The organism is Amycolatopsis halotolerans (assembly GCF_042647905.1).
GTDB lineage: Bacteria > Actinomycetota > Actinomycetes > Mycobacteriales > Pseudonocardiaceae > Amycolatopsis > Amycolatopsis halotolerans.
Genome location: NZ_JBHRWI010000042.1, coordinates 67,594 through 93,467, shown reverse-complemented (window position 1 = coordinate 93,467; position 25,874 = coordinate 67,594). Strand labels below are relative to the sequence as shown.

Below are 25,874 nucleotides of genomic sequence, written 5' to 3'. Positions count from 1 at the left end.
CACCTCGCCATCGCCAGAGCGAGTGGCAGGACTGACACCTTCCGCACAATTCCTGCCGTATCCTCGAACCATGCGAACCGTCGCGGTCGCGCTGGTCGACGACATGCCGCTGTTCGAGCTGGCCATCGCGGCGGAGGTGTTCGGGCCGTCCCGGACCGACCTCGCCGACCCCTGGTACGAGCTGCGGTTCTGCGCGGCGAAGCCGGAAACCCGCACCGAGTTCGGGTTCCGGCACCACGCCAGTCACGGTCTCGAGACGCTCAAGGGCGCCGACACCGTGCTGGTCCCCGCGTTGCCGTATGCGTGTGTCCAAACTGGACAGCCCATGCCGGCGAATCTGGTCAGCGCGATCCGGGAGGCAGCAGAGGCGGGAGCGCGGATCGTCTCGCTGTGCACGGGTGCGTTCGCGCTCGCGGCGGCAGGGTTGCTGGACGGTCGGCGCGCGGCGACGCATTGGATGTACGCCGCCACCCTCGGCATGCTGTATCCGCGGGTCCAGGTGGACGCGTCGGTGCTCTACGTGGACGACGGGCGGGTGCTCACCAGCGCCGGACGCAGCGCGGGAATCGACCTCTGCCTGCACGTCGTGCGCGGCGACCTCGGCGCGCACGTCGCCAACGAGGTCGCGCGCCGGATGGTGCTGCCCGCGCACCGCGGCGGCGGCCAGGCGCAGTACGTGTCCGCGACCGTGCCGGAGACCGACGACGCCGGGCTCGGCCCGGTGCTGCACTGGGCGACCCGGCACCTCGACCAGCCGCTGACCGTCGAGCAGTTGGCCCGCCAGGCCGGAGTCAGCCCGCGCACGTTCGTCCGCCGGTTCCACGAAGCCACCGGGACCACGCCGTTGCAATGGCTGCTCGACCAGCGCGTCCTGCACGCCCGCAGCCTGCTGGAATCCACCGACCTGCCGATCGGACTGATCGGCGAACGCAGCGGCCTCGGCTCGGCGGCCAACCTCCGCCGCCATTTCACACTCCGGCTGGGGACGGCTCCGACGGACTACCGGCGCGCGTTCCGCGGGTGAGCCCAAGCGCGGTCAGCCCGGCCGCGACGGTCAGGCCGACGGCCGTCCAGCACGCGACTCTTACATCGGTCGCGAGGAAAACCGCGGTCAGCACAGCGACTCCGACGGTTCCGCCGAGCTGCTGCACCGCGTTCAGCAGGCCCGCGGCCGAACCCGTCTCCGAGGGACGGACTAGCGCCAGCGCCGCGGTGAAGAACGGCACGGTGAACAACCCGGTTCCCGTTCCCGCGATCGCCAGCGAGAGCAGCAGTGGCCAGCCCCAAGCGATCCCGGCGATGCCGACAGCCAGGAAGCCCAAGCCAGCAAAGAGAATCCGGCTGCCATAACACGGGACCAGCCAGCGTCCGGCCGCAAAGGACGATACCGCCAGCCCGCACGACCATGGCAGCAACGAGAGTCCGGCGGTCCGGGCGTCGGCGTGCTGGGTCAACTGCAGGAACAGGACGACGACCTGGGTCAGGCCGGTCATCACGGCGAAGAACAGCACTGACGTCGCCAACCCGGCCGGGAAACCCAGGCCGCGGAAGAGGCTGCGTTCGATCAGGCCGTCGCGAAACCGTTGCTGCACCGCGAAAACCACCAGCACAACCACTCCGGCGGAGACGAGATAGCCGTTCCACCGCGTGAGGAGCGGATAGACCACCAGCCCGGCGCCCACGACGACCAAGGCGGTCCCGAGCAGGTCGAGCCGCGGCCGGGCGGCCGAACGGTCCTCCGTGAGCAGCCCGGACGCGGCGAGCACGGCGAGTCCGAGCGGGACGTTCACCAGGAACACCGCCCGCCACGACCAGGCGTCGGTCAGCAGTCCGCCGAGGACCGGTCCGCTCACCGCGGCCAGTCCCATCACCGGGCCGATCATGCCGAGCGCCCGGGCCCGGGCCGCGCCGTCGAAGAGGACGCGAATCAGCCCGATCGTCTGCGGGATCACCAACGCGGCCGAAGCCCCTTGCAGGGCACGGAAAACGAGCAGGAACCCCGGGGTGGCCGCGGCCGCGCACAGGGCCGAGGCGAGAACGAAACCGGCCATGCCGAACTGGAAAGTGCGGCGCCGGCCGAGAATGTCGCCGAGGCGTCCGCCGGTGATCAGCAAAAGCGCGAACGGCAGCGTGTACCCGACGGTGTAGAAGGAGATCGCACCGCCCAGTTCGGCGTGCACCGCGGGCGCGGCGACCTGGACGATGGTGGTGTCGAGGAGGTTCATCGCTTCCGCGACGAGCAGGACCGCCAGCGCGGTCCAGCGGCGTGAATCGTTCATGCCGCCAGCCTGGGCAGCAGCCCAGCAAGGTTCCAGCCGCCGTCCACAACGAGCAGAAATCTTCCACTCGGGACAGTCTGGTGCAGAATCAAGCCATGCTCGACGACCTCGACCACGCCCTGGTCCACGCACTCCAGATCGACGGCCGCGCCCCGTTCGCGCGGATCGGCACCGTCCTGGGCGTCTCGACGCAAACTGTCGCCCGCCGGTACCGACGGCTGCTCGCCGAAGCCGGACTACGCGTCGTCGGGCTGGCCGCGCCGCATCGCGCCGGGCAGACGCAGTGGCTCGTGCGGCTCACCGTCGTCCCGGCGGTCGCGCAACGGGTCGCCGACGCGCTCGTCCGGCGCACCGACACGACCTGGGTCAAGCTGGCCGGAGGCGGTACGGAAATCTGCGTGATCGTCCACGCTGCCAACGACTCCACGCCGGAGCACGGCCTGCTGCTGCACGACATCCCGCGCACGACCGGCATCACCGCCGTCTCCGCGCACCAGCTGCTGCATCTGTACCACGGCGGGCCGACCGCCTGGCTGGGCCGCGCCGAAGTCCTGACCGACGCCCAACGCCGCCAGCTGGAACCGGAAACCCGCGCCACGCTTGCCCCAGCGACCGCCGCCGACGGACCTCTGCTCACCGCATTGCAGCGAGACGGCCGCCTCGGTCAGACCGAACTGGCGGCGATTACGGGCTGGTCCGCCGCGACCGTCGCACGCCGGATCGCCGACCTGCGAGCGGCCGAAACCCTGTACTTCGACGTGGAAATCGACGCCCGGCTCTTCGGCGCGACCACACAGGCTCTGCTGTGGATGGCGGTCGCCCCAGCCGATCTCGACGCCGTAGCCACCGAACTCGCCACCCACCGCGAGCTAGCCGTCGTAGCCGCGACCACCGGACCGACAAACCTGCTCGCGCACGCCCTCTGCGCCGATCCCCCAGCGCTGCACCGCTACCTCACCCACCGGCTCGGCGCGCTGCCCGGCATCCGTTCCTGCGAAACCGCGCCGGTCCTGCGGACGCTGAAAGCCGCGAGTCCGCTCAGCCGCTGACCGCCTCGTACACCCCGGCGATCAACGCCACGAACGGCACCAGCGACAACAGCACCAGGAATTCCGAAATGTCCAGCAACCGCGACCAATACGGCGACCGCACCCCGCGCGCGACCCGCGTCGCGTAGAACAGCGACACCACCGCGGCCACCACCAGCGCCAGCCCGACCGCGAGCAGCGCGATCCGCTGGTTGGCCGCGATCAGCCAGAAACCCGCCGTCAGCAAGGCAATGAGGCCGAAGCCGACCAGCACCAGCCGTTGCGTGCGGCCCGCGTACGAGCGCGACCGCTGGATCCAGGCCGTCCCCACGAGCGCGGCCAGCCCGGCTTCCCACGGCCCGCCGGCAGTGAGCACGATCGAGGAACCGATCACCACCAGCCCGAGCGCCACCAGCAGGCTCGTGAGCAACGCCTGCGCGTACGTGGTCCGCCCGGCCATTTCCACGCCGAGCGACGGCTGTTCGTTGGCACGGAAGGATTCCATGTCGTCCGGCACGCGCGGAAGCGGCATCCGGCCCAGCCGCAGCGCGAGCATCGGCGCGACAGCCGCCAACGCCGTCGCCAACACCGCCGCGACAGCCGCGGCGGCGACCGGCTTCGACCCGGTCAGCAGCACCACACCGGTCGCGATCGCGCCGATCCCGGCCGAACCGACGACCGCCACGAAGAACGGCAACCGGTCGGCGACGGAAACCGCAGCCAGCACACCGTAAACAGTCACCGCCGCGAGCCCCGCAGCAAGCGGCCCGGCGGAGAGGGAGAACACCGAATGCGGTGGCAGCAAAGAAATTCCGGCCAGGAACGCCACACCGACCCCGGCCAGCGCACCGGCCGCACCCGCGCCCGAGTCGCCGTACGCCCGGCTCAACGCACCGCCGCCGAGCAGCAGCACGACGGCGAGCAGCCCGGTGCCGATCGGCGCGAGCACGCTGCCCGCCAGCGAGGCCTGGACCAGCAGCCCGCCCGCGAAAAACAGCGCCGCGGCGGCCGTGATCCCAGCTCGGCGAGCGACCTTCGGACCCCACGTGGTCGATGCTGAATCGCCGACGCTCGCGATCGAATCGACCACGTCGTCGAACAGCAACGGACCCCGCGGACGTTCGCGCGGGGTCAGGTGGAGCACTTCGCCGTCGCGCACCTGCGCGGCGGCCACGGTGAGCCCGAGCGCGAGCGGCGCGCCGCCGAGCCGCGACAGCACCCAGCCCGGATGCTCGGCCGACGCCTGCCCGGCCGCCCCGGCGAGCCGGACCAGCTGCGGCACCAGTTCGGCGAACGTGCTCTGCTGCGGCAGCGCGACGTCCACCCTGGCGCGCGGGGTGACGATCGTGACGCGCCGGGTCGACCCGGCGACGGCCGGCGCGCTCACAGCTGGGACCTGGACGCCTCGATCACCGGGGCGAACTTCGCGCTGCTCGCCTCGGCGAGCTTCTGCAGGCCGGCGTTCACCGCTTCGAGGACGATCTCCGACAGCGTGCGCGCGTCGTACTCGCGGATCGCGCGCTGGTCGATGTCGACCGAGGTGAACCGGCCGTCGCCGCGCAGCGTCACGGTCACCTCGTTCTGCCGCGAAGCCGCCTTGACCTCCATCGCCTCGACCGTGCGCTGGATCCGCTGCACCTCTTCGGTCTGCTTGCGGACCTGCGCGAGCAGGTCGTCCATGTCCGGCACGGCATACGGTTCAGTCACCGTCGTTCTCCTTCTCCTGCGGGGTTTCCCGGCGGACGTGCACGCTGGCGACGAACTTCCGGAAGTCGGGGACGAGCGTGCGCGCGTCCCGCGGATCGGCGGTGCAAACCAGTTCCAGCACGACCCGCCCGGCCGGACCGGGCACGGTCAGGAACACCTGGATCTGCAGCAGATCCTGGCCTTCGCCGGTGCGCATCCGCAAGGTCTGGGTGCAGCCGGGCGCGGCGGGGCTGCCGACCTCTTGGCGGTCGAGGACGTCCAGCAGCGCCATCGTCCGGCCGAGCCGTTCGACGGCCTCGTCGGCGATGTCCTTCATCGGCAAGGAATCCCGGCGCTGCTGGATGCCGAGCGTGATGTTCGGCGTGAAGTCCGCGACCGGTTTCGGGTGCACGGCGACGAAAACCAGCCCGGGCGCGATCGGCGGCACCGGCGTCCAGCCCTCGGGGACGTCGAAGCCCAGCGGGAGCGTCACCAGATCGGCCATGGCGCTCACCAGGAACCCACATACTGCGCGGCGTCGTCCCAGGCCCCGCCCAGCGCGTTGGCCGCCTCGCTCGCCGCGTCGCCGACCGCGTCGACCGCCGCACCGCCGTATTCGCTGACCGCCGCGCCGACCTTCGGCAGGTCGATGTCGATCTTCGCCCCGAGTCCGGCGCCGAGGCCCAGCGCGGCGCCGGCCTTGAAGTTCATCTTCAGATGCCCGTTGTCGTACACGAACTGCCCGTCGAGCTGAGCGCCGATTCCATATTGGACACTCCCGCTCGCGCCGACGCCGACCCCGGCGACGTCAGCCGCGACCTGGCCCTCAAGCTTGCCGCCCGCGAAGGCGTTGGCGTGCACGCCGAGTCCGTGGATCCCCAGCTGGCCCGAAGCGCTGACCTCGCCGCCCGCGAACGCGGAACCGCGGGCGCTGCCGTGCGCAACTCCGTAGCTCCCGCTGGTCCCGATGTCCTCCCGGAACCCCAGTTCAGCGTGGCCCGAAGCTTTCGCGTCCCAGCCCTGCGAGGAGATTTTCCCGTCGTACTCCGGAATGAAGCCGTCTTGCTCGTGCGCGGTCTTGTAGTAGGTGATCTCGGTGGCGCGGGCGATCTCGCTCTTCAGCTTCGGCTGTCCGAACGGCGTGTCGGCCTTCTTCGGCGCCCGCGTGCCTTCCAAACCGTTCCAGGTCAGCTTCTTCCAGCCGGAATTGCCGAACCACGACGGCGCCGAACGAGGCCGTTTCCGTCCGTCGAGGGTGTCGCCGTTGACCCAGGACAACGGGCCGTAGTTGCGCTTGCCGAGCTTGCCCGGCTTGCTCATCGGACCGGCCCACGGCGCGGGGAACAACTCCGCCAACGCGTCGGACAACTCGTCGGCGACCTGCCCGGCCGCGGCGACCGCCTGCTCGCCCAAATCCCTTGCGGCGGCGATGAAAGCGCCCACCGCGTTCGGATCCGCCGAGCGCGCCTGGTTGATCAGCTGCGTGCCGTACTGCTCGAACTGCGCGGCGACGGAGTCAACGCCAGAACGCGCCCACCGCAACAACTGTCCGGCCATCGACAACCGCTTGCCTTGGTCGGCCAGCTTCGTGCCGTCCTCGGTCAAGGCGTGCGCGACATCGGACGCTGCTGTCGCGTACGCGGTGTACGCAGCGCCGTCCCAGTCAGCGTGCAATGCCGTGGCGGCGTCCGCGATTTCGGTGGCTTTGCCGGTAATCGTGGACGCGTTGGTGCCACAGCGGTTCGCCGCCGCTTCGAGCGCCGCCGGGTCGCCGGTGACCCGGCGCTGGTATTCGACCAGCACCTGCCGGTAGTTCGACAGCACCGAGCTGACGACTCCGGACGCGTCCACGGCCACCGGCTACGCGCCCTTCGCGTCGATGTCGACGTGCTGCTGGAAGTGCTTGCCCTGGTAGGTGACGTCGACATCGATGTCCACGTCCTGCCCGGCCGGAGCTTCGACCGTCGACTGGCCGGTGTTCAGGTCGGTGTGGATGACCACCTCGTGCGCACCGGTCGACTGTCCCGGCACCGACGGCGCGGGGGACGGAGCCGGGGCCGGGGCGGGATCCACGGGAATCCAGCTGTTCCCCGCGTTGGCCGCCGATCCGGCACCTCCGCCGGACGGCCAACCGCCAGTGCCGCTGCCCGAAGGCCAGCCGCCGTTGGACAACGCGGGCGGCGTGTAGTTCGTGAACGACGGATTGCCCCCGGGTACTCCCCCGCCGCTGCCGCCGATGGCCGCCTGTCCGGACGCGCTCGCGACCGGCGCGGGCAGCTGCGGCGCGGTGACCGGAGTACCCGAGACCGCCGCGTTGCCCGCCGCGCCATTGGCGTCGGAAGAACCGTGGTGGAACAGCTTTTCGATGTCGCCGATGATCGTCGCGACCTGGGTGATCTGGTTCGCGAGGTCCCCCGCGCCGAGCGCCTTCAGCAGACCGCCGACCGCGGTGATGAATCCGCGCAGCGTGGCGCTCGTGGCAGTGGAAAGCGCGACCGCGGCCCCGTAGGTCCACCAGTTCGACATCAGCGACGCGACGGTCGGGTTCACCGCGGCGACCACCGACCGGTACGCCTCCTGCGCCGCCTTCACCAGCGTGCCCGAGACGCCGAGCAGCTCAGCGCCCTTCTCGATCACGTTGATGATCTTGGTGAGCTGCTCGAGCGAGTGGGAGATCTTCTGCAGCGCCGATTCCGACGCCCCGCCGGACCAGACCTTGCCGAGCTGGTCGGCGGCCTTGCTGAGCTCGGTGTAGAGCGAGGTCAGCTCGGCGGCCTTGTGCAGCAGGTCGAGGACGTGCTTGGCGATCTGCTCGGGCTGGCCGGTGACGATCTGCGGCAGCACGGTGATCGGGCCGCCGCTGGTCGCGGTGGCGTCCATCGCGCTGGAGTTCGGGAAGAACATCGGCTTCGGACCTCACTTGGTCGGGGGTTCGGGGTCAGACGGAGGCGGGCCGGTAAACGCTGACCTTGGCCAGTCCGCCGAGGCCCGGGTCGAGCAGGCCGTGGTTGTAGAGGGCGCCGCCGTCCCCGGCGACGCCGATCACCGGGTGGTGGTCGGGCAGCAGGAGCGGCTCCACGACGACGACGTCGCCGCTGTGCACGCCGCCGGGCACGTCGCCGAAGGTGCGCGCGGTGCCCGAATACACCTCGATCAGGCCGACGCGCGCCTGGTTGTCGGCGTCGCCGGCGAGCCAGTCGTTGAAGTCCGCGACGCCGTGGAACCGGGCGTCGGTCAGCGGGTGCTCGGCGAGCCTGCCGAGGTCCGCGTCGCCGAGGTAGCGCAGCACATTGCCGACCGAGGACGGTTCGCCGTGCGCGCCGGTGCTGTCGGTGATCGCCGCCGCGGCCAGGTGCGCGGCGTGCGGGGCTCCCCAGATCGACGTCAGCGACGTAGAAGACCCAGCAGACTGAGCACCGCCGCCGTAGCCGTCGGAAACTGCTTCGTCGGCGCTTTGGTAGGCGTCCGCGCTGTGCTTGACCAGGCCGTTGATCTCCTGCAGCAGCTGCAGCAGCGAACGCACCGCGGTCACCTGTTGCGAGTGCAGCGCCTCGTTCGCCGCCGCGACGACGCTGCCGAAACTGGCGAACGTCGTCGGCTGCAGGACGAGTTTTTCCAGGTCTGCGACGGCGTTGATGCCGTGGGCGATGATGCCGCCCACGTTGCCGACGGTGGAGCGCATGGCCTCCGGCTCGGCCCGGTACTCGCCGGTCGTGCCCATGGCTCTCCCTCCCGCTCCGTGCGTACGACGCACCGGTGCGGGGCGTCTGCGCAGAGCGTAAGTTCGCGCCGCCGGGCGAGCGGACGGCAAAAGTACCCACCGCGACCGGACAACAGGCGGCCAAAATACGGGGCATGAGTTCCACCCGCGACCGCCTCGGCCTGCTCGGGGAGCAGCCTGGGGAGATCATGCTGCAGTCCCCGCCGATGCTGCCCAAGAGCGGCTCCGGCGGCGTGATGCAGCTCATGATGTTCCTGCCGATGATGCTCGGCATGGGCGCGATGTCGTTCGTCTACATCGGACGCGACGGCGGGGTGATGACCTGGATCTTCGGCGCGCTGTTCGTCACCGCGATGGGCGGCATGATCGTGATGTCGCTCGGCCGCGGCGGCATGGCGAAGAAGGCGCAGATCAACGAGGAGCGCCGCGACTACCAGCGGTATCTCGCGGGTCTTCGCACGCGCGTGCGCGCGGTGGCCGACTCCCAGCGCGCGACGCTGATCGCGCAGCAGCCGGATCCGGCGGACCTGTGGTCCTACGTCGAAACCGACCAGCACTGGGACCGCCGCCGCGCCGACCGCTCGTTCGCGATGGTGCGCGCGGCCACCGGCCCGCAGCCCCTCGCGACGCCGTTGCGCGCGCCGCAGATCGCACCGCTGGAAGAGCTGGACCCGGTTTCCTCCACCAACCTCAAGCACTTCATCCAGACTTTCTCCACCGTCGAAGGCCTGCCGGTTTCGGTGTCGCTGCGCTCGTACGCGGCCGCGACCCTGTCCGGCCGCCGGTTCGACGTGCTCGGGATGACGCGCGCGGTGCTGGCTCAACTGGTCACGTTCCACTCGCCGACCGACCTGCGCGTCGCGTTCTGCGTCGCCCCGGACCGTTCGCACGACTGGGATTGGGCGAAGTGGCTGCCGCACGCCACCGCGCCAGTGCTCGCCGACGCGACCGGCCAGCGGCGGCTGTTCGCCGACAACGCCGCGGAACTGGCGCGGTTGCTCGGCCCGGACCTGGGCGACCGCCCCGCGTTCTCGCGCCGCGGGGTGTCGGCCGACCTGCCGCACATCGTGCTCGTCGTCGACGGCGGAGACTCCCACGGCGAACCTCGGCTGCTGGCCGAAGAAGGCCGTTTGGGCATCACAGTGCTGGAAGTCGGCGGCGACCAGCCGCGCGCGACCTCGACCGAGCGGTTGCTGAGCCTGCACGTCTCACCGGATCAGCTCGGCATGGTGGTGCTCGACGGCACCGAAGCGCGGCTCGGCTTCCTCGGCATGCCGGACCGGCTCGACCACGGCGCGGCCGAAGCACTGGCCCGGATGCTGACGCCGCTGCACCACGGCGGCGCGGTGGTCAGCGAACAACCGATGTCCTCGACGTTCGGCTTGGCCGGTCTTCTCGGCATCGGCGACCCGCGCGACACCGACACCACCGTCACCTGGGCCCCGCGCCCCGCGCGCGACCGCCTGCGGATCCCGTTGGGCGTGAACCCCGACGGCCGTCCCGTCGACCTCGACCTCAAGGAATCCGCCGAGGGCGGCATGGGCCCGCACGGCTTGGTGATCGGCGCGACCGGGTCCGGCAAGAGCGAACTGCTGCGGACCCTGGTCACCGCGCTGGCCGTCACGCATTCGTCGGAAAAGCTGAACCTCGCGCTGATCGACTTCAAGGGCGGCGCGACGTTCGCCGGCATGACCGACCTGCCGCACACCTGCGCGGTGATCACGAACCTGTCCGACGACCTCGCGCTCGTCGACCGCATGGCGGACGCGCTGAACGGCGAACTGCTGCGACGGCAGGAACTTCTGCACGCGGCAGGCAACTACGCCTCGGTGCGCGACTACGAAAAGGCGCGCGCGGACGGTACTCCGCTGCAGCCGTTGCCGTCGCTGCTGGTGATCATCGACGAGTTCTCCGAGCTCTTGTCCTCACGCCCGGAGTTCATCGACCTGTTCGTCGCCATCGGACGGCTCGGCCGCTCCCTGGGCATCCACCTGCTTCTGGCTTCGCAGCGTCTCGAAGAGGGCCGCCTGCGCGGGCTCGACTCGCACCTGTCGTACCGGATCGGCCTCCGGACGTTCTCCGCCGCGGAAAGCCGTGCGGTGCTGGGTGTCGCGGACGCCTACCAGCTGCCGCCGGTGCCGGGTTCGGCGTATCTGAAGTCCGACAACGACACCCTGATCCGGCTGAAGGCCGCATACGTCTCCGGCGAACTCCCGCCACGCAGCCGGATTGTGCGGTCAGACGGTCAACAACTGGGCGTCCTGCCGTTCACTTTGGGGCCGGTTGAAGTACCGGTCGCCGAACAACCCGCCGCCGAGGCCCCCGCGAAAGGCACCGGCGAAACCATCATCGGCGCGATGCTGTCCCGGTTGGAAGGACGCGGCCCGGCCGCCCACCAGATCTGGCTGCCGCCGTTGGCCGAACCGCCCACCTTGGACCAGCTGCTGCCCCCGATCGGCGAAGACCCCCACCGCGGTTTGTGTCCCCTCGGCTGGGGCGGCAACGGAAAGCTGACCATCCCGGTCGCGTTGGTGGACAAGCCTTTCGAACAGCGTCGCGACATGCTGTGGGCGGATTTCTCCGGCGCGGCGGGCAACGCGGTGATCGTCGGCGCACCGCAAAGCGGCAAGTCGACATTGATGAAGGACATCGCGGCGATGCTCGCGCTCACGCACACTCCCGCCGAGGTGCAGTTCTTCATCCTGGACATGGGCGGCGGCGCGCTGGCCCCGATCGCCGGCCTGCCGCACGTCTCGGGCTACGCCACCCGCCGCGACCCGCAACGCTGCCGCCGGGTCGTCGCGGAACTCGTGACATTGCTGGAACAACGGGAAGAATTCTTCGCCGCGCACGGGATCGAGTCGATGGCCTCCTTCCGCAGCCGCCGCGGCGAATTCACCGAAAGCAGCGACGACCGCGAGTTCGGCGATGTGTTCCTCTTCGTGGACAACTGGACCACCATCCGCTCGGAGTACGAACGCCTGGAAGAACAAATCACCGCGCTGGCGCAACGGGGTCTGGGCTTCGGCATCCACGTCCTGGTCTCGCTGAACCAGTGGATCGGCGCCCGCGCGCAGCTGCGTGACGCCATCAGCACCCGCTTCGAACTGCGGCTGGGCGACCCGGCGGACTCGTCGATCGACCGCAAGGTAGCCCAAAACGTCCCCGCCGACCGCCCCGGCCGCGGTCTCACCGCGGACAAACTGCACTTCCTCGCGGCCCTCCCGCGCATCGACTCGGACCAACGCCCGGAAACCGTCGGCGCCGGCGGCCTGGACCTGGTCCGCCGAGTCTCCGCAGCCTGGACCGGCCCGCGCGCGCCCCAGGTCCGCCTTCTTCCGCCGGAAGTCCCGCTGGACTCGTTCCCCGCCGCCCCGCGCGGCCGGATCACCCTGGGTCTGGCCGAATCGACCCTGCGCCCCGTCCACCTGGATTTCCGGACGGACCCGCACTTCCTGGCCTTCGGCGACGTCGAATCGGGCAAGAGCTCGCTGCTGCGTTCGCTCGTCACCGGCATCTGTGCGGCTAACACCCCCGACGAGGCCCTGATCCTGGTCGGCGACTATCGCCGGGGTCTGCTGGGCGTGGTGGACCAACCGCACCTGCTCGGCTATGCCGGTGCGGAGAACACCCTGACGGACTTGGTGAACCAATGCGCGACCGCGATGCGCAACCGCCTCCCCGGTCCCGATGTCACGCCCGATCAGCTACGCAACCGATCGTGGTGGCGGGGGCCGGACCTGTACGTAGTCATCGACGACTACGAACTCGTCGCGACCGCGGGCCGGAACCCGGTGCTGCCGTTGCTGGAATTCCTCCCGCAGGCAAGGGATATCGGCCTGCACCTGATCCTGGCCCGCTCCTCCGGCGGCGCCGGGCGGGGTATGTACGAGGCGGTGATCCAGCGGGTGCGGGAGCTGGGGTCGCCTGGTCTGGTCATGTCCGGCGGCAAGGAGGAGGGCGCGCTGATGGGGGATGTGAAGCCCACTCCGCAACCGGCTGGCCGGGGGACGCTGGTTTCGCGACGGCACGGGACGGAGCTGGTGCAGGTGGCGTGGACTAAACCGGTGGAGGACTGAGGGGTCTCAGTCGAGGAAGATCTCTCGGCTCGACAGATGGCCCGAGTAGGAAACGTCCCACTCCGCGGGCACTTCCCGCCGAACCCGCCGGGCGAGTTCCCAGCCGCGCTCGTCGAAGCGACGTTCGGCCTCGTCCGACGGAAACGCGGACGAAGGCGGGTCAGCCCAGTTCCTCGTGGCTTCCCATTCGTCCCGCCAGTCGGACAGGTCGCGAGCCAGCTCCGCGCTCAACCCCAGCTCCGGCGACGCGGGGTTGACTGGGATCGTCACGTCGTGGGTGTACGGATCGAAGATCCACAGCGGGTCGGCGCACCATTCCACCATGACCTTGATCGACCGCCACTGGATATCCGGCCGTTCCGCGGGGAGCGACTTGCGGCGAGTGGGCCAGGCGAATATGTCCGAGATCCGGTGGAAGTCCCAGAAACTGACCGGTCGCTGAGGCTCCGGGTCAATCACCGGCTTTCCTCCGCACCGGCACGCTCTTGCGAAAGCAAGCGACTCGGCGAAGGCGGCGGCGGAAGCGTGAGCTGCCGTACTTCGGCGAGGAACTCCCTCACCAGCGAGAAAAACTCTTCTACCTCGTCCGCCTGCTTCGCCGCCCGCGCGGCGACCACCTTCTCCGCCTGATACGGCCAGGCGAGGTTCGGCCCAGGGCCTCCGTTGCGGGCCAGCCATGCTTCGAATCCGCGGAAGTACCCGAGTTCGGCCGCCGCGTTAAACCCGCCGAAGAAGGCGAGGGCTTGCTCCAGGCGGTAAATCCCGTACACGCCGGGACGGTTCATCACGTCGGCCATGCGTTCGTGCTGGCTCAGCATTTCCGCCTCTCTCAGGGCAATCGCGGATACAGCGGTTCCCACCGAAGCACGACGGCACGCAGCTCCGGATCGACGAGATGGTCCCGCATCTCTCCGGCAAGCTTGATGAGCTGCTTGACCCGATGCAGCCGGGCGATCTCCGGCGTCGACAACTTCGTCCACCCAGGGCTCAGCCGCTCGCACTCGTCGATCCGCTCGGGCGTGAGCACCGCCATGATCTGCCGGATGGCGTCCTCCGCAGCATACCCCTTGCCAGGCAAGGAAAAACCGGATTTCACGAGCCCGATCGACATGAACATCTGCCGGTTCAGCAGTTCGTCCTCCTCTAGCAGCCCGTGTTCCTCCACGTACGAGAGCACGTCACAGGCCGCGCGCAGATACCGGTCCTTCTCCGCCTCCGACCACGCCTGCCCCTCGTCGATCTCTCTCCACAACCCGCTGAACAACAGACTGAGCAACTCGCTCCAGCCCCGCGGATGCGTTCCGTCCGGCAGCCGTCCCCCGCCGATCCACCACTCGAACCGCTCCCGCAACGACAACCTGACCAACCGCGGGATCTCCGGCCACGACATCAGCTCGGGATATTCCGCGTCGAATCCCGGCAGCGAGCAACATCCGGCGGCACGTCTTCGACCGGAATACCGGACCGTTCCAGCAGAACCAGGCAGACCCCGAGAAACCCGCGCGCCAATTCCCGGTACACCTGATGAGTCATCACGGAACTGTCGAGCACCGTCCGCACGAACACGGCAAGCTTCGCCGGATCCACGTAAGAGAAATCGGCGGCCATCGGGCTCAGCCCGGCGTCGCTGATGTCCAGGTCGAAGTTGTGCGCCAGCGTCACACCCATGCTCACGAACAACCGGCCGACCCGAAGTGCCGGACTCCACACGTCCTCGTCGTCGACAGTAGTGAAAATGTAGCTCACTCAGCCTCCCTGCCCGCGCCGCTGCCGTACCGAACCACGTCCCACAACGACTTCGCCGCCCGCCGCACCGCCGTTACCTCCGGCCACGCGACCTCGTCGCTCACCGCGAGCGTCACGATCGCGTCGGCAGCGGCGACGCGACCCGGCTCGTCACCCGGCGACAACTTCAGGATCATCTCCAAGTGCGCCTCCGAAATCAGCGGCGCGACCGCGGAGAGCTCAAGATGACAACCCACCTCAGCAGACACCCAGCCTTCACCGTCGCGGCGATCGTCGACCGGCAACGCCGCAGTCAGCGCGTCGAACCCGGCGGCAGCACTCAACCCGCCGGTCCGGCAGTACAGCTGGATCCCCCGCGCAACCGGACCGCGGACGGAGAAGCCTTCCGCCGCCGCCAGCCGTCGCAGCGCCGCACGCACCTCGGCGAGCAGCTCCTCGTCCGTCACGTCGCCCGGGTCGCGCAGCGTCGGATCGATCGGATAGTCCTCGAGCACGAAGCAGAGGTGGTTCAAGACCAGATAGAACGGGTCCGCAACCGTTCCCGACGCTCGTTGGACAACCGCCAAGCAGCACCCCAGGCCCGGGAAACTCTGGCCCGCACAACTCCCCGCGAACCAACGCCTCCATCGCGGCAAGCTCCCGCGACACACCGGAATCAGCGGGCACCTCGCTTCGCTTGGCCCACACCGGCGTCAGCACCGGGTGCTCCGCCGCGACCGCCAGCTCCGGATACCGTCCCGCCAGCAGCCAGGAGCATCCCCACTGTCGCCGGTCACAACGCGTCCAGGTCCACTGCGAAACCGGAGCCGTCATCGTAAGGAACCACGTCCCACAACGACTTCGCCGAACGCCACACCGCCGACACCGTCGACCACTCGACCTCGCCGCTCAGCGTGAGCGTCGCTATCGCGTCCGAGACGCCGACCCGGCCCGACTCGTCGCTCGGCGCCAGTTCGGCGATCATCGCGGCCGCCACCGGAGTCCCCGCGGAGAACTGGAGCTGGCAACCGTCGCCCACCTCCGCGGACACCCAGCCTTCGCCGCTTTGCCGATCCTCGACCGACACCGCAGCACCCGCAGTCAGGGCATCGAACCCCGCTGCGGCGTCCACCCCGCCAGTCCTGCAGTACAAGTGGATCTCATACGCCATCCGCGCATCCCGCCGTCATAGAGCGTTCCTCACCCACGTTGACAGTGAATCCGTACGCCGCTTGCAGGCAGGCCTTCACGGAAGCCCCAGTACCGGAAACTCCTCCTCCACCGCAGCCAACGCGGCCACAACCTCCGCCACCTGCGCGTACTCGATCCCCTCGAGACGGAACAACAACCGGTTCCCGCTCGAATGATCCGCGACCGCCACACCCTCCGCCTCGACGCGGCCGTCCTCGACGGTCACGGTCAGGTCCAGCCAGTCCTCCAGCGACGTCAGCCGCGCGCTGCCCCCGGACTCCGTGCAGGCAGCCAACTCCTGGCGAAACGCCTGCAATTCATTGACCCGCAACCCCGCGTCCAACCGCGCGGTGAACCCGCCGGACACGATTTCGATCGGGCTGACCAGCCAGTTCCCGTCCCAGAAGTCGTCCGCGCCGGGATGCGCCCGACCGCGGACCGCGATCACCAGCCGGTCGCCGCGAGCCGCGCCGAAGGTCACCGTTCGCATCCCACTCCCCTGTAGTTCTCGCTTGCCTGCCAGCATATGCAGTCCGCGAGGGAGGGAGCCCGGATGCCCGGCCTGGTCGAACTGGCCTACACCACCGGCGGAGGTGTCGTCGGCGCCGCGCTGACGAACTACCTTGCCAAGGTCCAGGAACGCCGCCAGCTCCGCGCCGAGGTATACCGCCGGCTCGAAGCGACCCGCGCGATCTCCGGCGGCGTGCACGAAATCCGGATCGGTTTGCCCCCGAACACCTTGACCAGCCGGAAAACTCTCGCCAACGCACTCGGGATCGCCGCCGTCCTCGAAGACGGCACGGACGCCCACCGCGCCCTCCACGACGCTCTGTCCGAACTCCTCACCGCGGTACTGGTCGCCGGAATCCCCCGCCGAGTAGCCGATTTCGCCGGCGGCGCGCACGAACGCGTCCTGGAAAGCGCCGTAGTGACAACTGTCGACCGACGCCTAGGCGGTATCCCCAACGCCAACGCCGACCAGCTCGCCCAAGCCGCCCAGACTTACCGCGCCGAAACCACCAGCCTTCTGCTAGCCGTTCTCTGGCACCCGTGGCGAGCCCGCGTCCGGGTACGCGGGCGGATCCGCAAACTCCGCGTCTCCGCCCGCGCACTGCGTCTTCAGCAGGAAGCCGCCGTCGCCGCGCTCACCCGTCCGGAGCAAGCCGAAGCCCTCTACCAGCGTCTTGACCCGGACGGCACGCTCCGCGAAACGTGGATCGAAGACCGACTTCCGTAGGTTACCGGATTTCCAGATGCCGCCTACGGTCGGGAAATCACCACCGAGGCGGAGGGATTTTCCATGCGTTACGCGAAAGCGGCGGCCGTCGTCGCAGGGGCAGCGATGGCGTTCGGAGTCGGGGCGGCACTCCCGGCGAGCGCCGACACGCACATCATCGGCGGCGGCACCGTGAAGTCGGCCCCGTGGGGCGCCCAGATCTTCTGGGATGACGTGACCGACTACGGCGGCTTCGAATGCTCCGGCACGATCATCGCCTCGCAGTGGGTGCTCACCGCGCAGCACTGCCTGAACAAGGGCGGCATGCACGTCAAGGTCGGCGACGTCTCGCTGGGCAAGGGCACTGAAGCGGCGGTCGACGAGCAGAAGGCCTCGCCCAACGGCGACATCGCCCTGCTGCACCTCAAGTCCGCGGTGGACACGACGTTCATGAAGCTGGCCGACAAGGACCCGGAAAACGGCGCCACCAACCAGATCTACGGCTGGGGCCGCACCAAGGACCAGAGCCCGCCGTCCGACACCCTCAAGACCGCGGACGTCCAGGTGACCGGTGAGAGCACGGACGCCTTCAACGGCAAGGCAATCGCCAGCAAGGGCGTCACCGGCTCCTCGTGGCACGGCGACTCCGGCGGCCCGCAGCTGGCCGACGGCGTCCAGGTGGGCGTCTGCTCCACCGGCGAAAACTCCGGCAGCGACGAACACGGCACCCAGAACTACGCCAGCGTCGCCACCAGCCGAGACTGGATCAAGCAAACCGCAGGCGTGTAACACAAAGCCGTGAAGGGCTCCTTGCGGGAATCAGATTCCCGCAAGGAGCCCTTCACGGCTTTCACGCGCCCCGCACAACCATCCCCCGCAACGCCCCCTTGTCCGGTTTCCCGGACTCCGCCACCGGAACCTCCCCCACCACGGTCACCGAAGCCGGAACCGCCCCCTCCCCCAGCTCCGCGGCGACCGCCTCCCGCAACCGCACCGGATCAGGCACACACCCCGGCGCGGCAACAACAAACGCGTGCGCCGCCTCTCCGGTCCGCTCATCCGGCACAGCCACGACGTACGCCTGATCCACCTCGCGATGCGAAGCGAGCACCCGCTCGATCGGCCCGGTGTAATGAATCACCGCGTTAACGATCACCACATCCCGCGCGCGCCCGGTCAGATACAAAAATCCACGCTCATCCAACCGCCCGATGTCCTGCGTGCGAACCCACCCGTCAACCAGCACCGAACGACTCGACGCGGAATCCCCCCAATACCCCGCGAAAGCCCGAGCCGCACGAACGAAAACCTCCCCGGAAACCCCAGCGGGAACCGCTCGCCCGGCAGCATCCCGAACCTCCACGGAAACACCGTCACAAGGCAACCCCACCGAAGCGATCGCCTCCGGATGCTCGGCGACGTCCCCTCGATACAACACAGTCAATTTCCCGGTCTCAGTCTGCCCATATCCCTGCCGCAACGAGGAACCTATCCGCTCGAACCCCTCGGCCAGCAAACCAGGCTCCACCGGCGACCCGGCCACGGTCAGCGCACGCAACCGGGAAAGATCAACCTGTTCCCGCCGCAGCACATCCAACATTCGATACAACCGAGGCACCGTCACCAACGCCGCCGTAATATCCAGCCGAGGAAGAACCCACGGAAAATCCGGCGCCCCCGCCGGAATAACCACAGTCCCCCCGGCAAGCAAACAAGCCTGCAAATGCAACACCATCACCGCACTGCTCAAAGTCCCGAACAGCAAAAACCGCCGATACTCCCCTTCCGGCGTCTTCCCCCGCTGCTCGATCCCGAACTCCCCCAACGCGTCAAACCGATACGCGACCCCCTTGGGCGCCCCGGTGCTCCCGCTGGTGAAAACCACCCACCCCAGGTCCTCAGGCCGCCCGCAAGGCACCGGCTCCTCGTACTCGGCAAGAAGCTCCGCCCCGATACGCAACACCCGAACCCCGGGCAACTGAAATGAACCATCAGTCACCACGGCAGCAACCCCGTCCAGCACCGCGGCCAGATGCGCCGCGGGCAACCCCTCCCGCACCCCCACCGCCCGAGCCCCCAGCGTCTGCACAGCGACCTGCGCGGCCCACCCCTCCGGCGTCACCCCGGTAGCGATCCCGACGCCGTCCCCGGCGCGCACCCCGGCCGCCCGCAACCCGGCGACGAACCGCCCGACGAGATCGAGCACCTCCCCCCGGCGAACCCGCCGCTCCCCGTGCTCGAACGCGACGTCCTCCGGCGCGCGCCGCAGCGAATCCAGCAGCTCCTGGGGAAATGCCATGACACCGTCCTCCCGTCGGGCCAGCCACCCGCGACCGGCCCGGCAAGAGGTACCGAACAGATCTCAGAATCCCCTCAACGCATGCCGCTCACTGGGAACCGCCGAAGGCCGCACCGCCCGCACCGCCAGCACCCCGCCAAGCACCACCACCGCGACCAACCCAGCAGTCGCCGCGAGCGTCCACACGTCCGGCCGCACAATCGACTGCCCCCGCATCGCCTGCCACGCCGTAATCGCCATGACCCCCGCGTACCCGACGGCCCCAGTCCACACCAGCCGACGCCGCACGAGTTCGTTGCCCAGCACCGGATACCGCCGAGCCAGCGCCACCAACGCGAGCGCCAGAAGCGGCAACGCCTGAATCGCGTGGATCCCCACGAAATGCGTGATCCGCATGTCCCCGCCGACCGTGCTCCACCCCAGCAGCGGCAACCCCGGCCCGCCGTCCTCGAGACCGACCGTGTGCCCGCCGATCATCGCCGGCATCCCGCCGCCGTCCATCGCCTTCTGCTGTGCCGGGGTGGGCTGGAACATCATGAGCGCCAGCCCCATCCCCGCGACCGCGAGCGCGGTTCCCCAGCGCAGCGCGGACGTCAGGGCGCGGTCCGGCAGCTTCTGGAACAGCAGCAGGACGACCACCGCCGCGGTCGTGCCCCAGGCGGTGAATGCGCCGCCTGCCAGCAGGTTGCCGATCGTCACGTCGGCCGGCGTCGCGTGGTTGAAGTGCAGCGGACGGTCCTGGACGAGCACCTGCCACACCAGCAGCGCCATGTCCGCGCCCATCGCGACGGCGAACACCGTGCCCATCCACCAGCCGGCCCGGCGGCCGCGCTTCACCAGCGACAACAGCCACGCCAGCGTCGGCGCGTACAACGCCACGGAAACAGCGAATTTGAACGGTTTGGCCCACAGCGGCGCGTTGACGAGCGTGCGATCATCCAGCAGCAGCCCGAACACGCACACGGCGAACAGCAGCACCATCGCCCCGGCCAGCACCCCCAGCGGGCGATGCAGCCGGAACAGTCGTAATCCCCAGGAAGTCATGGGGTCAGCCTGGCTGCCAGCGGGGGGCCGAACACTGGCGTCGTCCCCCGTCTTGGGGGTAGGGCGCACCCCACCTGTGGGTAATAGTGCCGTCAAAGCGACCGGCAGTTGTGCCGTTTGACCGGACCCGCTCTTTTTCTAGCGTGACATTCACACCGCGCGGCCCGCCGCGCACCGGGATTTTCCACGAGAGGGAAGGAGGTGGCCCGTCAGATGTCCAGTCCGGGATTCCAGGCAGATTCAGCTGCCATGACGCGCGCCGTCCAGGGCTTCGAGGAGACCGCGTCGAGCGCGAAGACGACGATGGCCAGCTTGGAGTCCGAGCTGACCGAGACGCTGCGGAACTACAAGGGCGACCAGGCCGTCGCGTTCTGGGACCTGCAGCGCAGGCTCCAGGAGAAGATGACCGCCGCCGTCCGCGAGCTGGACACGATGTCGCAGCTGGTCCACACCAGCCACGCGAACTACAACTCGGGCGACTCCGACGTGCACCAGAGCTTCCAGAGCGTCAGCCACACCGTCGAGGGCAACGTGATCCCTCGCCTCAACCCCTGAGAGAGGACAAGACACCATGGCTGACGTCGTAGAAATCAGCTTCGGAGCCCTGCAGCACAGCTCCGCGTCGCTCGCCGCCAAGGCGAAGGCACTGACCTCCCAGCTGGAGCAGCTGCACCAGAACCTGCAGCCGATCACCCAGACCTGGTACGCCTCGGGCAGCTCCGCCGGTGAAGCGGCGCGCGCGTCCGAGACCCGGCTCCGCCAGGCGACCGCCGACATCGTCGCGATCATCGCGCAGTTCGGCACCAAGGTCGGCGACGCCCACGATCTCCAGCACCAGCTGGAGAACCGAAACCAGGGCCTGTTCGCCTGATCCGGCCCCGACGCCGGCCGTCCGGGGCGGGACCACCCCCCGCCCGCTCCGGACGGCCGGCTTTCCCGCGTCCTGCCGCACGAGAGGTCACCGGCCGATGCCCGACCAGTCGTACTACGTCCACCTGGAATCGCTGAGCGACTTCGTCCGGGAGCTGGAAACCCAGATCCACGCGATGTCCCGGCCGAACGACTTCCTGCGCACCCTCGGGGAGCATCCGCTGCTGTTCGGGGAGTTCGGGGAAGCCGCTTCGCTCGCCGACGCCCACCACGCCGCGGTCGCCGAAATGCAGGGCCTGCTCGAACAGGTCCGCGGGGCGATCACGTTCGCTCAGGACGTCACCACCACCGTCGCCGACGGTTACGCCCAAGCCGACCAGTCGGTCGCGGGCGACCTGCACCAATCGGGTCAGCAGACCGGTCTGCTGGACCCGCTTTTCTCGTTGCTGGGCCTCGATTCCTCAGGGGGTAAGAAGGCATGAGCGGCCCTCGCACCAACTTCGCCGGTTACACCCATCAGCAGCTCTACGCGATGCTGCAGGCGGGCGATCCGACCACCGCGCGCGCCGCGGCCGAACAGTGGGGTTCGGCCTCGCGCGGGCTGTACGACCAGGCGGAGAACCTGTCCGACCAGCTCACCGACTTCTCCAGTTCGTGGACCGGCGGCGCGGCCGACCAGTACCGGACGATGATGACCGACCTCGTCGGCGGCATCCGCAAGGTCGCGGTCACCGCGCAGGGCATGCGCGACATGCTGGAGGACGCCGCGGACGCGCTGGTCAAGGCGAAAACCGAGATGCCGCCGCCGGTCGCGGTGCCGGACGTCTCGCCCGCCGACGTCGCGCTGGCGGTCAACCCGCCGCTGCTCCCGCCGGACACCCCGCCCGCCACCGTCGTCGCCGCGACGCAGCAGCGGCAGCAGGCGATCGCCAACGTCGAAGCGCAGCAACAGGCCGCCAACGCCGCCGGCTCCGCGCACGCGAAGGCGATCGTCGTGATGAACAACCTCGCGACGAATTACGACACCGCCGAGGACACGATCCCGGTCTCGCCGAACGCGGCCGCCCCGCCGCCCAAGCCGGTCCCCGGCGGCGGCGCTTCCACCGGCGGCGCCACCGGCCCGATCGGCAACAGCCCGGACGGCGGCACCGCGGTCGGCGCCCCGGTCGACTCGCACCCGCTGCCCACCGACGGCACGCAGGCGCCCGGCTCCCAGCCAGGGCATCCCGCGCAGACCCCGGGCAGCCCGCTGTTCGGCGACATGTTCACCGCCGGTCTCGCGGCCGCGTCCGCCGCCGCGTTCGGCCGCTTCGGGTCGATCATGCCGAAGGTTCCGCCGTGGGCCTCGGGCACCAACAAAGACAAGAACGACAAGGACAAAGAGCAGGACACTCCGCCGGGCATCAAGCTCGGCGGCGGGGCCGGTCCCGAGGGCGGGGGCGGCGGCGGGATCCCGGTCGGCGGCGGGGGCGCTCCGTCGATCGACGGCGGCGGCATTCCGTCCGGCGGCGGCCTCAGCGGCGCCGGGGAAGCTCCGGCCGCGCACTCCGGGCTCGCCGGGAACGCGCAGTCGAACGTCCTGAGCGGGCTCGCGGGCGGCGCCGCCGGTGCGGCGGGCGCGGCGGCCAAGAGCGCGATGCCGATGATGCCCATGATGCCGATGGGCGGCATGGGCGCGGGCGGCGACATGGGCTCCGGCAGGCGGATTCCCGCGTGGCTCGTCGAAACCGAGAACGTGTGGGGCCAGCAGGCTCCCGTCGCGCCCTCGGTCATCGGCGAAGAGCCGACCGACCAGCCGTGACCGACGGCTACCGGGTCGCCCCGGCGAAACTCGCCGGCGCGGCGTCCGAACTGGACGCCCGCGCCGGCGCGCTCCGGACCGCGCAGCAGGCCGTGGCGGGCGAACGAGTGCCCGCCGCGGCCTTCGGCCAGGTGTCCGCGTCGGCCGGATGTGCCGCCGGGCTGGCGAAAACGCTCGGTACCCTCGCCGGGGACGTCGACCAGCGCGTCGCTCGCGTCCAGGTCCTTCGCGACGGTCTCACCGCTTCGTCCGCGGGATACCGGCGCGCCGACGAGCAGGTGGCGGCAATGTACCGCTCGCTGCTGCCCGAGGAAGCCGTTCCCTCCGCCGGAAAATCCGCCAGCAGCAGCGGCGGCTGGGCCGGGACCATCGCGGCCAACCGGACGAAGGTTTCCGACGCGCTCGCCGCCGAACGGACCCGCCTCGCCGGACTGTCCGATCCGGACGACATCGCCCGCTCGCAGCGGCGAATCGCGCTGTACCAAAGCATTCTCGACGACCACCGGCAGATCCTGCGGTTCGATCCGTCCGGCAACGGCCGGATCGCCGAACTCGTCGGCACGATCCAGCCGGGCACCCGCAACGTCGGGCTGTTCGTGCCCGGCGTGCACACCCGGATGGACACCTTCCAGTCCTACGCCGACCTCGGCCGCAGCCTCGTCGCCGCCGACCCGAGCGGCCGGACCGCGATGGTCGTCTGGGCCGACGGGGTCTTCCCGCAGAACGTCACCACCGAGGGCGCCGAAGCCAGCTACGCGCAGACAATGGCCCCGAACCTCAAGGCGTTCGGCGACGAACTGCGCGGCCAGGTCGACTCCCAGACCGGCGGGGCGGCCACGATCACCGCGATCGGACACAGCTACGGCGGCGCCACCGTCGGGCTCGCTGACCAGCAAGGCTTGCCAGTGGACCGGGTGCTGCACGTAGAGTCGGCGGGCATGGGACACGGCGTATGGAGCCCAGCGGACCTGCCGCCGAGCCAGGCAGGCGTGCAGCGGTACTCGATGACCGCCCCGCTGGACCCGATCATCCTCGCCCAGGGCAACGCCGGGGCACTGGAATGGACCGGCATCGGCCACGGAGCCGACCCGGACACCTTCCCCGGCGTCACCGAACTCACCACCGGCCGCGACGCGGCGGGCGACGTGCAGTGGGGCTTGTCCTCGCACAGCGGCGTGCTCAAACCGGGTTCGGACTCGTGGGAGAACATCTACGGCGTCCTGACCGGCGGCCACGTCACTGAAGCACCCGTGCCGGTTCCGGCGGTGCTGCCGTGATCACGCGCGAATTGACGGATCTGGCTGCCGAGCTGACGAACGTCATCGACAGTGTCGCCGAGGCGTTCGGCTCGCGCGCAGTGCCCACAGTGGACGGTGAGCTGGACTGCGATCCCGCGCAGCCGGGGCATTTGGTGTGCTGGCAGTACGGGGTCCGGCTGGAGGACAGCCCGGGTGCGTTGCGGGTGCTGGCCGAAGCGGTGCGTCCGACGTTGGAAGCGGCGGGCTGGGAATCGTACGACCGCAGCACTTATCGGGAAGTGATCGGGCGGTTTTCGCGCGAGGGCGCGGATTTCAGCGTGCACATCGCGCGCGACGGACGCGGGGTGGCCATCATCGGCTCGACCCGTCTCGTGAGTGTTGATCCCGGTTAGCACCGGCATTGCCGCTCGCGACCCCGCACCAAGCAGCGCAGCCAACGCGGGGTGCCCGCCGTCAGCTCCCCTCCGGCTCAGGCCCGAAACCGCGACGGCCGCCACCCGCGCCGCCGCCCCCGTCGGAACGCCGCCACGCCGATCCCCGCCGCCGCAGCCGCCGCGACCCCGCCCACCGCAACAACTCCGGCCGCCACATCAGACGTCGGCCGAGCCTGCGCGGCCGCCGGAACCACTGCGGGCAACTGAGACCGCACCGCCGCCGCACTCGGACCGGGCGCGTTGGCGGGCAACGTCGACGACACCGCGGCGTAAGCGTCGAGCATTCCCCAGCCCCGGCGCGGATCGTGCGCCCCGGACGGCGGCCGGGAAGCGGTGAGCATCAACCGGTTCACCACCTGCTCGCCCTTCAGCTCCGGATGCGCCGACCGCACCAGCGCCGCCACTCCGGCGACATAAGCCGCGGCCAGGCTCGGGTCGGTGATCGGCCACCGATGCGCCACCGCGCCCCCGCCACCGGCCGACGTACTCACCAGATTCGCGCCAGGCGCGGCGATTCCGAGGTAGTCCCCGGCTTCGGTCTGCACCGGCGCGCCGGATTCGTCCGTCGAGCCGACCGCGAGCACGTCCTTCGACGCGGTCGGATACGTATGCGCCCCTTGCTGAGTAGCCGCCGCGGCTGAAATCACCACGGCCCCGCGCGATTTCGCGTGGTCGAGCGCCGCACCGAGCGCCGCGCTGTCCGAACCCGCCGGAACCGCCACGAGAATCACTCCGGCGCCGCGGTCGACCGCCGTGTCAATTGCCCCCGCCAGCGCACCCGGATCACCGCCGCCGTCCGAGGACGAACCGTTGCTTTCGGTGTAGCGCAAGGGAAGCAGCTTCACACCGGGCGCGACGCCGGTGAAGGTGGTCTCGTTCGCCGGCTGCGCGCCGACGATGCCCGCGGCGATCGTGCCGCGGCCGTCGCAGTCGGAATCCGCCGTGCCCGCGCCGCCGAGCACCTGTCCCGGCCCGAATTGCGCGTTCTGCTTGTCGACGCCGGTGCCGATCACCGCGACGGTCTGGCCCTCGCCCCTGGTCAGCGCCCACAGCCGCGGCGGGTTCACCAGCCGCTGGCCCCAGGACACCGCGCCGGTGTACGGGCCGGACGGATTCGCGCACGCGGCCGCCCGGGCCGAGGTCGCCGTGCCGGGCAGGCCGAGCACCACGAGCGCGGCCACCGCTCCGGCGGCAATTCCCCGCACCGCGGCCCCCTCCCCTTGTCGGACAAGGAGATTCTAG

General features: G+C 69.9%; 28 protein-coding genes. 11 read left to right on the top strand and 17 right to left on the bottom strand.

Annotated features, from left to right (window positions below; translation table 11 throughout):
* The first annotated feature begins 70 nt into the window (after nt 1-70).
* Nucleotides 71-1,024, top strand: a complete 954-nt coding sequence (locus ACFORO_RS30950) for a helix-turn-helix domain-containing protein (protein WP_377872781.1) — start codon at nt 71-73, stop codon at nt 1,022-1,024.
* On the opposite strand, the gene ACFORO_RS30945 is transcribed toward ACFORO_RS30950, so the two are convergent.
* Complete coding sequence (locus tag ACFORO_RS30945; protein ID WP_377872782.1) at nt 969-2,279, bottom strand: MFS transporter; 1,311 nt, start codon at nt 2,277-2,279, stop codon at nt 969-971. The genes ACFORO_RS30950 and ACFORO_RS30945 overlap by 56 nt on opposite strands.
* Nucleotides 2,280-2,374: 95 nt before the next feature.
* On the opposite strand from ACFORO_RS30945, the gene ACFORO_RS30940 reads away from it, so the two are divergent.
* A complete protein-coding gene (locus tag ACFORO_RS30940) occupies nt 2,375-3,328 on the top strand; it encodes an Lrp/AsnC family transcriptional regulator (RefSeq protein ID WP_377872783.1) in 954 nt (317 codons plus the stop codon).
* Here the strand turns inward: ACFORO_RS30940 and eccD are convergent.
* Genes eccD through ACFORO_RS30910 form a run of 6 tightly spaced genes read right to left on the bottom strand, consistent with a single transcriptional unit; the run spans nt 3,318 to nt 8,714 of the window.
* The gene (eccD, locus tag ACFORO_RS30935; RefSeq protein ID WP_377896684.1) at nt 3,318-4,694 is read right to left on the bottom strand and encodes a type VII secretion integral membrane protein EccD; all 1,377 of its coding nucleotides are present in this window, start codon (nt 4,692-4,694) and stop codon (nt 3,318-3,320) included. The genes ACFORO_RS30940 and eccD overlap by 11 nt on opposite strands.
* Nucleotides 4,691-5,014, bottom strand: a complete 324-nt coding sequence (locus ACFORO_RS30930) for a YbaB/EbfC family nucleoid-associated protein (RefSeq protein ID WP_116202260.1) — start codon at nt 5,012-5,014, stop codon at nt 4,691-4,693. The genes eccD and ACFORO_RS30930 overlap by 4 nt, the downstream gene beginning before the upstream one ends.
* Nucleotides 5,007-5,498, bottom strand: coding sequence for a hypothetical protein (locus ACFORO_RS30925; protein ID WP_377872785.1), 492 nt, complete (start codon nt 5,496-5,498; stop codon nt 5,007-5,009). The genes ACFORO_RS30930 and ACFORO_RS30925 overlap by 8 nt, the downstream gene beginning before the upstream one ends.
* A 5-nt stretch (nt 5,499-5,503) precedes the next feature.
* Complete coding sequence (locus ACFORO_RS30920; RefSeq protein WP_377872786.1) at nt 5,504-6,850, bottom strand: WXG100 family type VII secretion target; 1,347 nt, start codon at nt 6,848-6,850, stop codon at nt 5,504-5,506.
* A gap of 3 nt (nt 6,851-6,853) precedes the next feature.
* Complete coding sequence (locus ACFORO_RS30915) at nt 6,854-7,897, bottom strand: WXG100 family type VII secretion target (RefSeq protein ID WP_377872787.1); 1,044 nt, start codon at nt 7,895-7,897, stop codon at nt 6,854-6,856.
* 34 nt (nt 7,898-7,931) lie between these two features.
* Entirely contained in the window at nt 7,932-8,714 is a 783-nt protein-coding gene (locus ACFORO_RS30910) for a WXG100 family type VII secretion target (protein WP_377872788.1), read from the bottom strand.
* A 134-nt stretch (nt 8,715-8,848) separates the two neighbouring features.
* Between ACFORO_RS30910 and eccCa the strand changes: the two genes are divergently transcribed.
* Entirely contained in the window at nt 8,849-12,793 is a 3,945-nt protein-coding gene (gene eccCa / locus ACFORO_RS30905; protein WP_377872789.1) for a type VII secretion protein EccCa, read from the top strand.
* Between the two features lie 6 nt (nt 12,794-12,799).
* Here eccCa and ACFORO_RS30900 read toward each other — a convergent pair whose 3' ends face one another.
* The 7 genes from ACFORO_RS30900 to ACFORO_RS30870 all read right to left on the bottom strand — a co-directional run bounded on the left by ACFORO_RS30900 (nt 12,800) and on the right by ACFORO_RS30870 (nt 16,199).
* A complete protein-coding gene (locus tag ACFORO_RS30900; RefSeq protein ID WP_377872790.1) occupies nt 12,800-13,252 on the bottom strand; it encodes a hypothetical protein in 453 nt (150 codons plus the stop codon).
* Complete coding sequence (locus tag ACFORO_RS30895) at nt 13,249-13,611, bottom strand: hypothetical protein (RefSeq protein WP_377872791.1); 363 nt, start codon at nt 13,609-13,611, stop codon at nt 13,249-13,251. Before ACFORO_RS30895 ends, ACFORO_RS30900 begins: the two co-directional genes overlap by 4 nt.
* A gap of 11 nt (nt 13,612-13,622) precedes the next feature.
* Entirely contained in the window at nt 13,623-14,183 is a 561-nt protein-coding gene (locus ACFORO_RS30890; RefSeq protein WP_377872792.1) for a hypothetical protein, read from the bottom strand.
* The gene (locus tag ACFORO_RS30885) at nt 14,183-14,539 is read right to left on the bottom strand and encodes a DUF6086 family protein (protein WP_354737719.1); all 357 of its coding nucleotides are present in this window, start codon (nt 14,537-14,539) and stop codon (nt 14,183-14,185) included. The genes ACFORO_RS30890 and ACFORO_RS30885 overlap by 1 nt, the downstream gene beginning before the upstream one ends.
* The gene (locus ACFORO_RS30880; protein WP_377872793.1) at nt 14,536-15,051 is read right to left on the bottom strand and encodes a hypothetical protein; all 516 of its coding nucleotides are present in this window, start codon (nt 15,049-15,051) and stop codon (nt 14,536-14,538) included. The genes ACFORO_RS30885 and ACFORO_RS30880 overlap by 4 nt, the downstream gene beginning before the upstream one ends.
* 260 nt (nt 15,052-15,311) lie before the next feature.
* Nucleotides 15,312-15,650 (bottom strand): hypothetical protein, encoded by a 339-nt coding sequence (locus ACFORO_RS30875; RefSeq protein ID WP_377872794.1) that lies wholly within the window; start codon nt 15,648-15,650, stop codon nt 15,312-15,314.
* Between the two features lie 114 nt (nt 15,651-15,764).
* Entirely contained in the window at nt 15,765-16,199 is a 435-nt protein-coding gene (locus tag ACFORO_RS30870; RefSeq protein WP_377872795.1) for a WapI family immunity protein, read from the bottom strand.
* 63 nt (nt 16,200-16,262) lie between these two features.
* On the opposite strand from ACFORO_RS30870, the gene ACFORO_RS30865 reads away from it, so the two are divergent.
* Nucleotides 16,263-16,946: a hypothetical protein gene (locus ACFORO_RS30865; protein ID WP_377872796.1), complete on the top strand. Its 684-nt coding sequence runs from the start codon at nt 16,263-16,265 to the stop codon at nt 16,944-16,946.
* Nucleotides 16,947-17,009: 63 nt separating this feature from the next.
* Nucleotides 17,010-17,714, top strand: coding sequence for a S1 family peptidase (locus ACFORO_RS30860; RefSeq protein WP_377872797.1), 705 nt, complete (start codon nt 17,010-17,012; stop codon nt 17,712-17,714).
* Between the two features lie 61 nt (nt 17,715-17,775).
* On the opposite strand, the gene ACFORO_RS30855 is transcribed toward ACFORO_RS30860, so the two are convergent.
* Nucleotides 17,776-19,224, bottom strand: coding sequence for a class I adenylate-forming enzyme family protein (locus tag ACFORO_RS30855; RefSeq protein WP_377872798.1), 1,449 nt, complete (start codon nt 19,222-19,224; stop codon nt 17,776-17,778).
* Between the two features lie 63 nt (nt 19,225-19,287).
* Nucleotides 19,288-20,268: a hypothetical protein gene (locus ACFORO_RS30850; protein ID WP_377872799.1), complete on the bottom strand. Its 981-nt coding sequence runs from the start codon at nt 20,266-20,268 to the stop codon at nt 19,288-19,290.
* 213 nt (nt 20,269-20,481) lie between these two features.
* Between ACFORO_RS30850 and ACFORO_RS30845 the strand changes: the two genes are divergently transcribed.
* From ACFORO_RS30845 to ACFORO_RS30820, 6 genes are all read left to right on the top strand, one after another.
* A complete protein-coding gene (locus ACFORO_RS30845; RefSeq protein ID WP_093576046.1) occupies nt 20,482-20,823 on the top strand; it encodes a WXG100 family type VII secretion target in 342 nt (113 codons plus the stop codon).
* Nucleotides 20,824-20,839: 16 nt separating this feature from the next.
* The gene (locus ACFORO_RS30840; protein ID WP_037809581.1) at nt 20,840-21,139 is read left to right on the top strand and encodes a hypothetical protein; all 300 of its coding nucleotides are present in this window, start codon (nt 20,840-20,842) and stop codon (nt 21,137-21,139) included.
* Nucleotides 21,140-21,236: 97 nt separating this feature from the next.
* Nucleotides 21,237-21,620, top strand: coding sequence for a hypothetical protein (locus ACFORO_RS30835; RefSeq protein ID WP_344268260.1), 384 nt, complete (start codon nt 21,237-21,239; stop codon nt 21,618-21,620).
* Nucleotides 21,617-22,939 carry a WXG100 family type VII secretion target gene (locus tag ACFORO_RS30830; RefSeq protein ID WP_377896683.1) on the top strand — a complete coding sequence of 441 codons (1,323 nt, stop codon included), beginning with the start codon at nt 21,617-21,619 and terminating at the stop codon, nt 22,937-22,939. Before ACFORO_RS30835 ends, ACFORO_RS30830 begins: the two co-directional genes overlap by 4 nt.
* A complete protein-coding gene (locus tag ACFORO_RS30825; protein ID WP_377896682.1) occupies nt 22,936-24,216 on the top strand; it encodes an alpha/beta hydrolase in 1,281 nt (426 codons plus the stop codon). Before ACFORO_RS30830 ends, ACFORO_RS30825 begins: the two co-directional genes overlap by 4 nt.
* Nucleotides 24,213-24,590 carry a hypothetical protein gene (locus tag ACFORO_RS30820; RefSeq protein ID WP_377875924.1) on the top strand — a complete coding sequence of 126 codons (378 nt, stop codon included), beginning with the start codon at nt 24,213-24,215 and terminating at the stop codon, nt 24,588-24,590. Before ACFORO_RS30825 ends, ACFORO_RS30820 begins: the two co-directional genes overlap by 4 nt.
* A 77-nt stretch (nt 24,591-24,667) precedes the next feature.
* Here ACFORO_RS30820 and ACFORO_RS30815 read toward each other — a convergent pair whose 3' ends face one another.
* A complete protein-coding gene (locus ACFORO_RS30815; RefSeq protein ID WP_377875922.1) occupies nt 24,668-25,837 on the bottom strand; it encodes a S8 family serine peptidase in 1,170 nt (389 codons plus the stop codon).
* Nucleotides 25,838-25,874 lie beyond the last annotated feature (37 nt).